The following is a 14262-nucleotide window of genomic DNA, read 5'->3' on the forward strand; positions in this document are numbered from 1 at the left end:
GTCAAAAGCCACTTATTCTTATGATAAATATATGATCAGGTTTATTAATAATGCAGCAAAAGAATAATTCTCAGCTACCCGCTATAGGGCTGATCATTGGGTGTATTATATTTGGGTTGGGCAGTCTTATTGTTGCTCATGTAGAGGTGGGTGGCTATGCCATGGCCTTTTGGCGATTGCTAATATCAGGTATAGTATTTAGCGTGCTAGCCAAAGTTTTTAGTCAAAAGATGCCCAGTCAAAATGAAAACAGTAAAAGCAATACAGCATACGGTTATGCACTATTGTCCGGTGCTTTTTTAGGTTTTGATTTGGCATTATGGCATGAGAGTATCTATGCTGTAGGGCCTGGCATATCTACCTTATTAAACAGCTTGCAGATATTCTTTTTGGCAGCATTGGGTTTTATAATATTCAAAGAGCGTCAAACGATATTACAGCTGATAAGCTTGGTCATCGCTTTGGTAGGTGTGGTACTTATTGCCAGTCCAGAGTTTGCTAACAACACCCATGCCGCCTACGGTTTTATTACTGGTATCGTTTCTGCCAGTATGTTAGCGGCCGCAATGACCTTTATTCGCTTAACCCATCAAGCTTTACCGACATCAATATTTCTGCTGATGCAGCGCATTAGTTTGGGGGGTAGCTTGGCCATGCTAATACCTATGCTCTTATTCGATCAAGGTCAAATATGGCCAAACTCGCTATCAGAATGGGGCTGGATAATGGTATACGGTACCGTAATGCAGTGTTTGGCATGGGGTTTAATAGCTTACTCAATACCTAATCTATCACTGGCATTAACGGGTTTACTGCTATTGACTGAACCTGTCGCCGCTTTATTTATTGATTATTTTTGGTTAGAAAAACCCATAAATTTTTTACAATGGTCAGGCGCAGGTTTGACAATGTTGGCCATTTATTTAGGGTCAATTAAACCAAAATCTTATAATCAGTTACGTCGTTATCGATTCTTCTCAAGGTTTTATCGACGCAGATAAAGCCTAAACTATCAATCTATATTAAATTAAGGCGGACAACCAAAGTCTTACTCTAAGCGACCATTCAGGTTGTATACCTGTTAATCCTTGCTTCATTTCACCGTCTTTGATGATTACATAAGAAGGGGTGACCTGACCCTTCCAGTCTCCAAAAATTTTACCAGATTCATCATTAATGGTGATAAATGAATAGCCATGCTCGTCCATAAATTTAGCAATATCATGATTGCTACCAGACTGTGTCGCTATGGAGATAACAGAATAAGAACCAGATGTGGCCAAATTATTAACTTTTGGGGAGGTGGTACTACAGATAGCACACCAAGTTCCCCAAAAGTAAACCAATACAGGTGACTGATGGCTTAAAGCTTCAATATCCACCATTTGACCATGATAATCTGCTAACTGTAAGTCAGGATTGGCCGGCATGATAGGTTGTCGCCACCAGTTAATGACAGTGTAGATCGCGGTAAATATTACTAAGTACTTAAGCGCAGAGAATAACCAAGACAGGGGTCTTGTGTTAAGTTTTCTATGAGATTTCCTATGAGATTTTACAGATTCTGAACTAAGTGCTTGATGATGATGCTTAGTATGTTTAGGGTCATCCAATGGTTTTTATCCTGTATCGTAACGAATTATTAGTAAAGAAAAGACTAAGTTTTGACAACTCAGTCTTTGTTTTTACTATAGGTTAAAAGCGCTTAGATTTTCACGGGCTAAGGTTCTTAAGGGCTTAGACCTTAAAGGGTTGAGATTATAAGATAATTTCAATTTAAAAGGGCTTAGTGGCTCTATCATGAAGGGGTACACCGTCCATTACGCTATGTGAGTTTTCCCTAAGTTCTTCAGGCGAGCTGTTTTCTACCGACTTTTTGGCTTTTTTCTTCCATTTTAAGGTAAAAATATCTTCACGACGGTCTTTTAAGTTGTTGACTGAGCCTTCGTTACGCACATGGATGAGTTTGTCTAAATCTAAGTCTGAGAAGAAGACCATTTCAGTATTTGCCGTGGTTTCTGCCATAATACCATCATGTGGGAAAGCAAAATCAGAGGGTGAGAACACTGAAGATTGTGCATATTGAATGTCTAAACTCTCAACTTGCGGTAAGTTGCCTACTGAGCCACATATCATCACATAGCACTCGTTCTCAATAGCGCGAGCTTGAGCACAATGACGCACACGCAAGTAGCCATTTTTGGTATCGGTCCAGAAAGGAACGAACAAGATATCCATGTCCTCTAACGCCAATAAACGAGCAAGCTCGGGGAACTCTACATCGTAACAAATTAAAATTCCAATACGACCTGCATCCGTATCAAATACTTGTACTTTATTGCCACCTTCGATTACCCAAGCACTGCGCTCATGCGGGGTAATATGAATCTTACGCTGTTCTTCAACAGTACCGTCACGGCGGCATAGGTAGCTGACGTTATAAAGCACTTCTTCGTTTTCATCAAACAAAGGCATAGAGCCAGTAATGACGTTCACATTATAACTAACCGCTAGATTTGAGATTTCATTTTTGAACCATTCGGTATAGTCGGCAAGAAAACGAATAGCAATGTTTTGATCAGTGGATTCACACAGTCCCATTAATGGCGCATTAAAAAATTCTGGCAGGCAAGCAAAATCCGCATTGTAATCTGCCATAATATCAACGAAAAATTCAACCTGCTGTAACAACTCCTCAGGCGACTCAACTGCCCGCATTTGCCATTGAATACCGCCAATACGTACATCGGTTTTACGCGCATTAGGCTTATAGTCCTGAGGTTCATAATAAATGTTTGCCCACTCTAATAAGGTGGCAAATCCTTTAGATTGCTTATCATCTGGCAAATATGCTGACAATATACGTTTAACGATAAATCCGTTAGATAGTTGAAACGATAAAATGGGGTCGTATATTTCTCGTGCCTCAACAGCATCAATAAACTCACCGGGTGTCATGTCTTGATAGCTATGATATTTAGGGATACGGCCACCCGCTAAAATCGCCCTAAAGTTCATCTGACGACACAACTCTTTACGGGCATCATAAAGACGACGGCCTAAACGATAGCCTCGATAATCAGGGTCGATAAGGGCATCTATACCATATAATGCATCACCATTAGGGTCATCTTTAATGATTTCACGTTGACCTAGTAAGTCATCATAGGTATGAGGGTTTGAGAATCTTTGATAGTTTACACGCATGGTCAGGACCATACCGATTAATTTATCGTGATCAAATAGGGCAATCTGACCTTCTGGAAAAGAATCAATTAAAGCATTCACTGTTGTTTTTGACCAAGCCCCTCCTAAGTTAACATACACGCGGTCCATTAATCTCTTTAATTGAGGATAATCTTTTTTCTTGATTTCAGCTATTTTTAGGTGAAAGTCTTCAGTCTTTTTAGTCATGTGGATACTCGTAATATGAAAAAAACCTCATTAAAAAAATATTTTTATAAGGCGTTTATAGTGAGTTATAGAGTTATTAATCGATGAATTAAAGCTTTTTTGGCAATTAAACCTATTTTATAGCAACTGATAAAAGCTTAGAACCATTAATTGTAACGTATTGATTTAGTTTAAAATTTAGATTCTATATCATAATAATTATAATTTAATAAACAATTGAAGTTAAATACATTATTTAGTTTGTTAAATACTATATAAAGATGGTAATTTATTGTACTATTAGCATTAAATAATGTATGTCTACTATAAAGATGTTTTGGTTTCAAAACTGTGAGACATACTAAGGACAATGAATATGCCTCTCTATGATAACAATACAGTAAATATACTTAATAAAATTAAGGATGAGGATCTAATTCGCTTTGTTTACTATAGTAAATTAACTTTGAAAAGTCGTTTTAAACCTTCTATATTTCATTCTTTAGAACGCGATGCCCGTAAGTTTAATAAAAGCAATGGTATTACAGGTACGCTATGCTATGGAAGTGGGTTTTTTTTACAATGTCTTGAAGGCAAGAAAAAATTATTACTTCCTTTGGTTCAAGCTATTTTCGATGATACCCGTCATGAAAATACACAAATTATGCTTATAAAACCAATTCAAGTTCGTAACTTTGATAATTGGGGTATGCGCTTGATGTTTTTAGAGCGCTGGTTATGGTCACCTGAGACAAAGAAGCAAGCAGATACTTTATCAAAGTTCTTGCCCTTTAGACCCTATAAATGGAACACTAATGAAACTGAAGAGTTTTTGCAGGCCATTCAAAAAATTGAAACACCGCCTCATATAAAACAATCTGGTATTACATTAAATGCTTTGGGAAACATGACCCGTCATATAGTAGGACCTCACCAAGCTTTTATTTTGGTGCAGGGGGTGCTGAGCGTATTTGTCATAATTGCCATAGTTTTACTAATGCAAGTTCCTTATTACTAATAGGAGTTTCTGCAACTGTTATTTCTATGTAATTCGTTAAACTGTAAATGTTGAGATAAAAACTATAAATATTTATATAAACCTTAACTGCAATAAATTATTTAACTATATAACTTATCTCCACTTATATAGCGATTTATATTAGTGCTAATATATTTAAGCACCAAAATGCCTCCGCTTGTACAAAAAAACGCCAAATAGGCGTCTTTTTATCGTCTCGATATGCGCATCTATTTGATATGCATTTTTAATAGATATGTACTTTTAAAAGATATATGAACTCCTATATATCAAATATCTTACCGCGATTCATAATACCATTAGGGTCAAATACTTTCTTCAGCGCTTTTAAGTGTTCAATTTCGGTATGACTACGACTATAGTCTAAGTAAGGCTTTTTGGTCATGCCAACCCCATGCTCTGCTGATATTGAGCCGCCATATTTTTGCACCGTGGTAAATACCAAGTCATTTACACTTTGGCATTTTTCAAAGAATTCATCTTTAGACAAGTTTTCTGGTTTCAAAATATTTAAGTGCAGATTACCATCACCAATATGACCAAACCAGCATATTTCAAAGTCTGGATAATGTGTACTAACTACTGCCTCAATATCGTTTATAAAGTTAGGGACATAACTGATTAATACTGAAACATCATTTTTGTAAGGCGTGAACACTGAGATAGTCTCTGAGATATATTCACGCAACTTCCAAAGTTCAGTAGCCTGAGCAATGCTCTGACTCATAACCCCATCAATAATCCAGCCGTTTTCCATACACTGCTCGAACATTGCCATCGCTTTGTCCATGATAGGCTCGTATGGGGCTTCAAATTCTAACAGGACATAGTATTTAGTACGGGCTTCAAAAGGCTGTTGCACATGACCGGTAGCCATAAGTTTCTCAATTGCCACTTCATCAAAGAACTCAAAAGCAGTTAAGTCTATCTGTGATTGAAAAGCAGATAGCACGTTCATTACATGCTCAAACTCCTCCATCCCAAATACCATTACTGTTAAATCTTGCGGGGCACGCTCAAGTTTTATTTGGGCTTGAGTAACAATGCCTAAAGTCCCTTCTGCGCCAATAAAAAGATGACGCAAGTCATAGCCTGTAGCGTTTTTTATCATACCGCGGTTAAGCTTAAGAATATCACCATTACCGGTGACCACTGTTAAGCCTAATATCCAGTTACGGGTCATGCCATAGCGAATGACTTTAATACCGCCTGCATTGGTGCCTATATTTCCGCCTATTTGACTCGAGCCAGCTGAAGCAAAGTCAACTGGGTAATACAGGCCTTTATCTTCAGCAAACTGTTGAAGCTGTTCAGTAATTACCCCTGCATCAACCTCAACCATTCTATCGGCAGGGAAAAACTCACCAATCTTATTCATCTTATCCAGACTAACCACGATTTCGCCGTTACTAGCAACAGCGCCAGCAGATAGGCCAGTACGACCACCACTTGGGGTCAATACAATTTGATGTTCATTCGCCAGCCTCACTACAGCTTGAACTTGTTCCGTTGATTTTGGAAAAACGATAGCACAAGGTGCTGGGGCGAAGTGTTTGGTCCAGTCTTTACCCCAATGCTCTAAGCTCTCAGCGTCAGTTCGAATTTGATTGTCTTCAAAGCCATGTGTGGAAGTCAGCTTAGTAAGTAGGTCAGTTAATGCGGTAGGATCTGTAGTCAGCTGTATTGAAAGCTCGGGTGCGTCCACTGGAGATTGATATGCACTGTGGGTTAATTCATGAGCAGGGGAGGCCTTATTTGAAGCGTTGTTTAAAGTATTGGATGCAGTCATATTGGTCTCTACAGATGGTTAAAGTAAAAAATTTCAAAGCTAACAAACGCCAGATTCGATCAAGTGCATAACTAAAAGTTTAGCATTATAGTCGTATTTGGCAGGGCTTTATTCATAATTTAGTCTGCCAAAATAACTAAATATGTTATAAGATAGTTGTATTATGACATAGTGCTAATAGAGTATGTAAGTCGTAGTTTATGCAACTTTTATTTGAACGTGCTTATATTGAACATTCTCGTAAATGCTTTATTTAACGTTTAAAACTATTGAACGTTTAAAACTATTGAACGTTAAAAATCATTTAACGTTATAAACTATTTAACGTTAAAAACCATTGGACGTAAACATCGTATCAAAACTTACCTAACCATCGCAGTTTAGCCAACTATAAAAGTTTAACGAACTACCAAAATTTAAAAAATCTTAAAATTTAACAACCCATCAAAATAAGGGCAAGGACATGGCATTATCGCTTGAGAAAGATAAAATACGTTTTTTACTGCTAGAAGGATTACATGAGAACTCACTAAAAGTTTTGAATGATGCCGGCTATACCAATATAGAGTATCTATCGAATGCGTTAGATCCTGAAGAATTGGCAGAAAAAGTTAAAGACGCTCATTTTATCGGGATTCGCTCACGCACTCAGTTGACACGTGACATCCTTGAGCAAGCAGACAAACTAATCGCGATTGGTTGTTTCTGTATAGGTACCAATCAAGTAGATCTTGAAGCTGCTCGTGAATTTGGTATCCCAGTGTTCAATGCTCCTTATTCTAATACACGCTCGGTTGCTGAACTGGTATTGGCTGAAGCGATTATGCTGTACCGTGGTATTCCTGAGAAAAGTACGGTAGTGCATCGTGGTGGATGGGGTAAGTCTGCTAAGAATTCTCATGAAGTTCGCGGTAAAACCATAGGTATAGTTGGCTACGGTTCTATTGGTTCTCAGCTATCTGTATTGGCTGAAGGTCTAGGGATGAAAGTCATATACCATGATGTGATTACCAAATTACCATTGGGTAATGCTTCACAGGTAGGCAGTTTAGAAGAGTTACTGCAAAAAGCTGATATCGTAACGCTACATGTGCCAGATCTACCTAGCACTCGCTATATGATGAAAAAAGAGCAGTTTGATCAAATGAAAGATGGTAGCTATTTTATCAATGCTGCCCGTGGTACTTGTGTTGAAATCGACGATTTAGCAGCTGCACTAGAATCTGGTAAAATTCTGGGTGCTGCCATTGATGTATTCCCTAAAGAACCAAAATCTGCTGATGAAGAGTTTGAGTCGCCATTGCGTAAATTCGATAACGTTATTTTAACGCCGCATATTGGTGGATCAACACAAGAAGCTCAAGCAAATATTGGTCTTGAAGTTGCCGAAAAGTTTGTAAGATACTCAGATGCTGGTGATACCACCACCTCAGTTAACTTCCCTGAAGTTAGTATCCCAGTAAAAGAAGGCTCACATCGTTTATTGCATATTCACAAAAACGTCCCAGGTGTTCTATCACAAATTAACAGCTCATTTGCGTCAGCCGGAATTAATATTCTTGCTCAAAGCTTAATGACAGAAGGTGATGTAGGTTACTTAGTTATGGATGTAGATGACCATAATTCTCAAGAAGCTTTAGATAAGCTAAGAGATATTGAAGAAACCATACGTGTACGTGTGCTTTTCTAAACTCGTGCCATCTTAAAAATTGGATTAGAACTTAATTATACACTTATCAAAAATAAACTATTAAAAAATAAGCTGGCTATTGCCGGCTTTTTTAATGGGCAAAATTTAGCTAGCAATTTTTAAAGCAATACTTTTAATAAAAAAATAAAAATAAATAAATTATTATATTAATATATATTATATAATTTAGTATATTAAATAAATTTTAATCCTTGATCGATAAAAACATTCAGTAATTACACTTAGCGAATATTATATTAGACGTAATGCAGATAAAAGTAAGGATATACATAATGCAAATTAAATCATTTCTACACCATGATACAGAGACTTATACTCATGTATTGATAGATGAGCGCCATCAACAGTGCGCTATATTTGACCCAGTCCTTGATTATGATTTTAAGTCAGGACATACCAGTACCGAATCAGTTGATGTAATCATTGAATATGTAAAACAGCAAGGCCTCGAAGTTAAATATATTATTGAGACTCATGCGCACGCCGACCACCTAAGTTCTGCCCAGCATATTAAGCGAGAACTAGGAGGAGAGTTGATGATAGGAAAGCACATTACTGAGGTTCAGAAAATATTTAAAGCTGTATTCAATTTGGGTAACTATTTTAAGACAGATGCCAGTCAGTTCGATAAGCTTACTGAAGAGGGTACTGAATTTATGGTAGGGGATATTAAACTTAGCGCTATTCATGTACCAGGCCATACCCCAGCGGATATGGCTTACATTGCAAAAGATACTACTGACGGAAAGCGTAATTTGGCTGTATTTATAGGCGATACGTTATTTGCTCCTGATGTAGGAACGGCTCGTGTTGACTTTCCAGGTGGTGATGTTAATGATTTATATCACTCTACCCAAAAGATATTATCTTTGCCAAACAATACTGAAATTTATCTTTGTCATGATTATCCACCAGAAGGACGAGAGCACTGCCCAGTAACAACGGTTGCTGCTGAAAAGTCTGGAAATATTCACGTTCGAGAGGGTATAAGCCAATCTGAATTTGCTAAAATGCGAACTGAACGCGATGCTAAACTTAAGATGCCAAGATTAATTATTCCTTCAGTACAAGTAAATATACGTGCAGGGAGTTTTCCTGAGCCGGAAAGCAACGGTGTGCAATACTTGAAAGTGCCTATCAATACTTTGGTGTAGTATATTGAGGGAACCTATATTTATTCATTCAAAGCTTTGTGATATTATAATAGGCTCTAATCGTGGGTTTAATGGATATGGGTGTTATTAAATGTCTATATTTCTGCAACTTCCAGCACGATATAAAATAATTCTGGTAAAGCGCAAGATCCTCTACTCCGACAAGGTAATCTGTGCCTTATGCGTTTTATTTATGGTCGGAGTTTAAGGAGTTTTATAATGTCTACATCATCAATGGTCACCACAGCTTGTGACACTTTTAAATATACCCGTTGTTATTGTCCCCAATGCTCTTTAGCTGTGCGTATCGTTGATAAGATGCATAAGCAGCGTTTTCGTGCCCCTCAAATAATCAAAGCTATGGGCTATCCTGTAAAACATAGCATTGCAGCGAATGATCGCCTGCGATATGTCTTAAATAGTCCCAATATAGGGTTAGACGGTAGTTATATAGATGCTTATTATGATGCTAAAGGCTTTGTCATTACTCTATGTGAATTATTAGACATCGAACCTAGTTATTATAATCAACAAATTAACACTATTGTCAGTGCTAAATTGTAGCAAAACTTATGATGAATATATTCATGCGTTTAGTATCAGCTAGCGTTTTGATTGCTATTGGTTTTTATTTGATGATGATATCCACCATGGGACCAGAATTAACTTCCATGGGGGAGGGGAGAGTTGATTATCTAATTAGACTAGCTATGGTGCTTATAGGCCTTACAGCTATCATGTATAGCTTATTGTGGCTGACTTGGCCATTGTTAAAGCTGATTGCAAATCGATTTAAAAAATAAAGATTTATTTATACAATAAATAAAATTTTAAGACCAATTGCAATCGTTAATAGATATATTTAAGTTATGTGTTTTAGCCGAAGATAACTATTTAGTAACTTAAGTGCTATGGTTAACCTGACTAATGACTATGACCTAAATGGCTATGACCATGTCCGCCAGTAGCACTATCGGCGTCATCCAAAGAGCAAACTATGGCATCAATTCGATTATGAGGGTGTTCAATCGATTCAACCTGAATAGTGGTGTGATTGATGCCAAGCTTCTCTAAACTATGCTCTATATCATGTATCAACTCACTGGCTTGGATGATACACATATCCCCATCGACGACCACATGGCAGGATAAGGCATGAACACCACTGGTAATACTCCATACATGTAAATCATGAACGGTAATAATATGCTCATGACTTTCGATAGTCTGCTTAACCTCATCCAATGAAATTTCTTCTGGCGTGCCTTCCATAAGTATGTGAGTAGAGGCTTTGACCACTCTAAAACCGCTTATCAAAATTAATATAGCCACAACTACAGAGGCTATAGGATCAGCCCACCACCAGCCCATCCACATCATGGATAAAGCTGCAATAATAGCCGCTACTGAGCCTAGTAAGTCGCCTAATACGTGAAGGTAAGCACTATGCATGTTCAGGTTTTGGGTTTCTGAATTAGAGTCTGAATGACCATTAGGATGCCCCTGACTATCAGTATGCCCATGACTATGATCATTAGTATGACTATGAGAAGCACCGCCACGATGTAGCATATAAGCGACTATCAAATTTACGGTTAACCCAATAGTAGCAATAATAAGCATGCTTTTAGAAGCCACATCGGGCGGTGATGAGAAGCGTCCAATTGCTTCCCACATAATCATCAAAGAAATAATAATTAAGGTAGCCCCATTGGCACCAGCGACTAGGATCTCAAAACGCTTATAACCATAGGTTTTTTGTTTATTGGCCTCTTTTTCACCAATCTTAAAAGCTAGTAAAGTAGCGCCCAAGGCCACTGCATCAGACAGCATATGTCCTGCGTCGGATAATAATGCCAAACTATGAGTGAAAATTCCTCCTAGCGCTTCTACCAACATGAATACCGTAATCAATATAAAGCTATACAACAAAGTACGACGCTGTTTATTCATATTGCGCGCTTTAGGCTCATCGTGAAAGTGAGGCGGATCGTGAGCGTGTATCGGCTCATGCTCAGAATCGTAATTATGCTTAAAATCATGCTCATGATTGTGCTCATGATTGTGCTCAAAATCATGTGCATGATTGTGCTTATGGTTTTTATTAAAATTGCTAGGAGCCATAGTTGCCTGACCTCTATAAAATAGTGCATAGTCTTTTTTTAATTATATACCAAACGGATGATGGTAAAGCACTATTAAACTCAACGTAACTAATCGACTACCAGCCAATTGGATCAACATCTAAAGTCAGTTTCAGATATTTGGCTGAAGGCAACTGTAGCACTTGAGGCCACCAAAAGTTTAAAATTTGATGCAGTTGCGGTCTTTGTTTGGATAAGAATAACAGCTGACTGTGATAACGGCTATTTTTCATTTTCATCGGCGCATCGATAGGACCCAAAATTGCCATTTCATGTCTTGGTAAAATAGCAACTGCATCTTTTAAGACTTGAGTGGCCTGCTGCATGCTTTTTGCCTCACAACGTATCAATGCGCCATAAGTGTAAGGCGGTAAGCCAAGCATTTTACGCTCTTTTAACAATTCTAAAGCAAAAGGCTGGTAGCCTTCGCTTACCAGTTTGCGAAGTAAAGGGTTTTCAGGCTGAACGGTCTGAATCAAAACTTTACCAGGTTTACGCCCTCTGCCTGATCGACCTGCAACTTGTACAATTAACTGTGCAGTATGCTCAGGTGATCGAAAATCTGGAGACAAAAATCCTCGATCGGCATTTGGCAAGCAGACCAACGTGACATTAGGGAAGTGATGCCCTTTTGCTACCATTTGGGTGCCTACTAATATAGCAGGATTTCCTGTATTTATGCGCTGATAAATGTCTTCCCAACTGTCTTTTTTCCGTGTGGTGTCTCGGTCGATTTGGATAATAGGATAAGTCTTTTTGCTAGTCTGAGGGTTTGAAAAAAGGGCATGTAAGCTTTCGGTCAATCGGGTAGTACCCATGCCAACAGCGTTTAGATTAACACTAGCACAATCTGGACAAGCCAAAGGAATTGAAGCTTGCCAATCGCAATGATGGCACTTCAGATAGCTGGGTTGATGGTTGTTTAACTGGCTATGATGCACCGTTAAATGGGCTTCACAGCGAACACAATCTGCTTGCCAGCCACAGGCTTCGCACAACAAGATTGGTGCATAACCTCGGCGATTTAAAAAAACCAAAACCTGCTCGCCAGCTTCTAAAGTCTCTTTAATAGCAGTAATAGTGTCATCGGTAAGTCCAGTATTTTGTGAGCTCTGTAAATTGGGCAATAAAGAGGCTTGCTGACTAGGAGTTGCTGGTAAATTGCTATATCTGGTAGGCGTGTCGCGTGCATCGACCAGATACATAGTCGCTTCTTTAGCTTTACCGGCTCGCTCTGTAAGTATAAGCTCGGTCAATTTGCCGTCTTGAACCAACTTTAAATGCTCCAGCGATGGCGTGGCTGTCCCTAAAACAACTGGTATATCCATTTGATAGCCGCGATACAACGCAACATCTGCCGCATGATAACGTAAAGTGTCTTGCTGTTTATATGATTGATCATGCGATTCATCAACCACAATAAGTCCTAAATTTGCGAAAGGGTGCAAAATCGAGGATCGAGTACCTATGATAATTTGGGCATGCCCTTCACGACAATCTTCCCAACCACGCATACGCTGAGTATTATTGAGTCCAGAATGTAGCAGTAAGATATTGGCGGCAAAACGCTCAGCAAAGCGTGCCCTAGTTTGTGGGGTCAACCCTATTTCAGGAACTAAGACTAAAACTTGTTTCCCTGCTTCCAAAACAGGCTGCATGGCTTGTAGATATACTTCAGTCTTGCCACTTCCAGTAACCCCATTCAATAGATAGCCACCGTATTTTGCTTGTTTTGCCTTAGCCGTAATACTATCGACAGCATGTTTTTGCTGAGCGTTAAGACTCAGTGGCATTTTAGCAAGCGAAACCGGACGCGGGGCTGACTGAGGTTTTAAATGGCGCTCGATTAAACCATTTTTTTCAAGCAGAGTTAAAAAAGGGCGCTCCATTCCCTCTAAAAGCAGGGTATCTTCGCTAGCTCCGTGTTCTCCATGTAGTTTTAGCATGGCAAACTGCTGCTTTTGCTTATGGGCATTATTATGAAAATCTTTTTTATTGACCTCAGGCAACACACGCCAGTGAGTAATCAATAAATCTAATGGTTTGCCTTGACGAATAAGAGTAGGTAGCATTACAGATAGTACATCGCCCAATGGATAGTGATAGTAGCTCGCTAGCCAACGTGCTAGTGCAAGCATCTTAGGACTTAATAAGGGCTTGGAATCCAGTACCTTTTTAATGGCTTTGAGTTTGTTTACAGCAACCTCACTTTGGCGACTGTCAATGTGATCTACTACGATACCAATTAATGTTTGACGTCCAAAAGAAACCTCTACTCTGCTGCCGATGGGCGCAATAGCAGGTGAAGAATTATCCGAAGAGAGAGTAGTATTAGTAGGAGGAAGGTAGTCATATTCACGATAAAGAGGCACCGGTAAGGCGACACGAATAAGCATCAGTTAGGTACCTCCTTAAGTAAAAGGTTATAAACCAAACTGTGCTTGGTTTATAACCCAGGTTCATTTGCTATAGTTAGCTATGATATAGTCATTCAACGTTTTTAAAAGACTTACTACTCATAACCAATTAGTCTTCAATAAATAAGATAGACTCAATTTCAACAATACCACCTTTAGGTAATGCTGCAACTTGAACAGCAGCACGTGCAGGATAAGGTTCTGCTAGGCGTTCAGCAAAAATAGTATTCAGCGCACCAAAATCATTTAGGTCAGTTAATGAAACGTTGAATTTCACCACATCACTTAACTTACCACCAGCCGCTTCACAGATTGCTTCGATATTGTCCATGACTTGAGCCGCTTGAGCTTCAAAGCCGTCACGAAGTTCCATAGTTTCTGGATCAAAACCTAATTGACCTGAAATATAGACCAAGCTGCCACCTGCAGAAGGGATTTTAACCGCTTGCGAGTAAGCACCAACCGCTGCAGGGGCTTTATCTGTATGAATAGTTTGACGGGTCATATCTATTTCCTTTTTTTATAATAAATTTGAGGTTAGGGTATTATTGGTATTAATAACTCTTTAATAAGTTGCTTAACTAGTTGCGTTTACTTTATTAGTTTATTAATTGG

General features: G+C 38.6%; 12 protein-coding genes. 6 read left to right on the forward strand and 6 right to left on the reverse strand.

From position 1 onward, the window contains the following. Positions 1 to 50: 50 nt before the first annotated feature. Positions 51 to 1001, forward strand: a complete 951-nt coding sequence (locus QZ265_RS02160; RefSeq protein ID WP_296402946.1) for a DMT family transporter — start codon at positions 51 to 53, stop codon at positions 999 to 1001. A gap of 21 nt (positions 1002 to 1022) precedes the next feature. Here the strand turns inward: QZ265_RS02160 and QZ265_RS02165 are convergent, their stop codons facing one another. Beyond that, positions 1023 to 1514 (reverse strand): protein disulfide oxidoreductase, encoded by a 492-nt coding sequence (locus tag QZ265_RS02165; protein WP_296402965.1) that lies wholly within the window; start codon positions 1512 to 1514, stop codon positions 1023 to 1025. Positions 1515 to 1776: 262 nt separating this feature from the next. Continuing rightward, a complete protein-coding gene (locus QZ265_RS02170) occupies positions 1777 to 3414 on the reverse strand; it encodes a carbon-nitrogen hydrolase family protein (RefSeq protein WP_296402948.1) in 1638 nt (545 codons plus the stop codon). Between the two features lie 355 nt (positions 3415 to 3769). Between QZ265_RS02170 and QZ265_RS02175 the strand changes: the two genes are divergently transcribed. Beyond that, positions 3770 to 4411 (forward strand): BLUF domain-containing protein, encoded by a 642-nt coding sequence (locus tag QZ265_RS02175; RefSeq protein ID WP_296402950.1) that lies wholly within the window; start codon positions 3770 to 3772, stop codon positions 4409 to 4411. Positions 4412 to 4694: 283 nt separating this feature from the next. Here the strand turns inward: QZ265_RS02175 and QZ265_RS02180 are convergent, their stop codons facing one another. Next, positions 4695 to 6221: an FAD-binding oxidoreductase gene (locus tag QZ265_RS02180; protein WP_296402952.1), complete on the reverse strand. Its 1527-nt coding sequence runs from the start codon at positions 6219 to 6221 to the stop codon at positions 4695 to 4697. A 463-nt stretch (positions 6222 to 6684) separates the two neighbouring features. Here QZ265_RS02180 and serA point away from each other — a divergent pair, with 463 nt between their 5' ends. From serA to QZ265_RS02200, 4 genes are all read left to right on the forward strand, one after another. Further along, positions 6685 to 7911 (forward strand): phosphoglycerate dehydrogenase, encoded by a 1227-nt coding sequence (gene serA / locus QZ265_RS02185; RefSeq protein WP_296402953.1) that lies wholly within the window; start codon positions 6685 to 6687, stop codon positions 7909 to 7911. A gap of 293 nt (positions 7912 to 8204) precedes the next feature. After that, a complete protein-coding gene (locus QZ265_RS02190; RefSeq protein WP_296402956.1) occupies positions 8205 to 9086 on the forward strand; it encodes an MBL fold metallo-hydrolase in 882 nt (293 codons plus the stop codon). A 219-nt stretch (positions 9087 to 9305) separates the two neighbouring features. After that, positions 9306 to 9650, forward strand: a complete 345-nt coding sequence (locus QZ265_RS02195) for a hypothetical protein (RefSeq protein WP_296402957.1) — start codon at positions 9306 to 9308, stop codon at positions 9648 to 9650. 23 nt (positions 9651 to 9673) lie between these two features. Then, positions 9674 to 9889, forward strand: a complete 216-nt coding sequence (locus QZ265_RS02200; RefSeq protein WP_296402959.1) for a hypothetical protein — start codon at positions 9674 to 9676, stop codon at positions 9887 to 9889. Positions 9890 to 10010: 121 nt separating this feature from the next. On the opposite strand, the gene QZ265_RS02205 is transcribed toward QZ265_RS02200, so the two are convergent. The 3 genes from QZ265_RS02205 to QZ265_RS02215 all read right to left on the reverse strand — a co-directional run bounded on the left by QZ265_RS02205 (position 10011) and on the right by QZ265_RS02215 (position 14152). Continuing rightward, positions 10011 to 11210, reverse strand: a complete 1200-nt coding sequence (locus QZ265_RS02205; RefSeq protein WP_366513645.1) for a cation diffusion facilitator family transporter — start codon at positions 11208 to 11210, stop codon at positions 10011 to 10013. Between the two features lie 97 nt (positions 11211 to 11307). Further along, on the reverse strand, positions 11308 to 13626 hold the full coding sequence (locus QZ265_RS02210; RefSeq protein WP_296402961.1) for a primosomal protein N': 2319 nt from the start codon (positions 13624 to 13626) through the stop codon (positions 11308 to 11310). Positions 13627 to 13756: 130 nt separating this feature from the next. Beyond that, positions 13757 to 14152 carry a Rid family detoxifying hydrolase gene (locus QZ265_RS02215; RefSeq protein WP_296402963.1) on the reverse strand — a complete coding sequence of 132 codons (396 nt, stop codon included), beginning with the start codon at positions 14150 to 14152 and terminating at the stop codon, positions 13757 to 13759. Positions 14153 to 14262: the final 110 nt, after the last annotated feature.

Source organism: Psychrobacter sp., from assembly GCF_018260395.1.
In the GTDB taxonomy this organism is placed as follows: domain Bacteria; phylum Pseudomonadota; class Gammaproteobacteria; order Pseudomonadales; family Moraxellaceae; genus Psychrobacter.

Excerpts from the sequence above, each read along its gene's own strand:
- QZ265_RS02160 (WP_296402946.1), top strand. The coding sequence starts at position 51 with ATGCAGCAAAAGAATAATTCTCAGCTACCCGCTATAGGGCTGATCATT.
- QZ265_RS02170 (WP_296402948.1), bottom strand. The coding sequence starts at position 3,414 with ATGACTAAAAAGACTGAAGACTTTCACCTAAAAATAGCTGAAATCAAG.
- QZ265_RS02175 (WP_296402950.1), top strand. The coding sequence starts at position 3,770 with ATGCCTCTCTATGATAACAATACAGTAAATATACTTAATAAAATTAAG.
- QZ265_RS02180 (WP_296402952.1), bottom strand. The coding sequence starts at position 6,221 with ATGACTGCATCCAATACTTTAAACAACGCTTCAAATAAGGCCTCCCCT.
- serA (WP_296402953.1), top strand. The coding sequence starts at position 6,685 with ATGGCATTATCGCTTGAGAAAGATAAAATACGTTTTTTACTGCTAGAA.
- QZ265_RS02190 (WP_296402956.1), top strand. The coding sequence starts at position 8,205 with ATGCAAATTAAATCATTTCTACACCATGATACAGAGACTTATACTCAT.
- QZ265_RS02195 (WP_296402957.1), top strand. The coding sequence starts at position 9,306 with ATGTCTACATCATCAATGGTCACCACAGCTTGTGACACTTTTAAATAT.
- QZ265_RS02200 (WP_296402959.1), top strand. The coding sequence starts at position 9,674 with ATGCGTTTAGTATCAGCTAGCGTTTTGATTGCTATTGGTTTTTATTTG.
- QZ265_RS02205 (WP_366513645.1), bottom strand. The coding sequence starts at position 11,210 with ATGGCTCCTAGCAATTTTAATAAAAACCATAAGCACAATCATGCACAT.
- QZ265_RS02210 (WP_296402961.1), bottom strand. The coding sequence starts at position 13,626 with ATGCTTATTCGTGTCGCCTTACCGGTGCCTCTTTATCGTGAATATGAC.
- QZ265_RS02215 (WP_296402963.1), bottom strand. The coding sequence starts at position 14,152 with ATGACCCGTCAAACTATTCATACAGATAAAGCCCCTGCAGCGGTTGGT.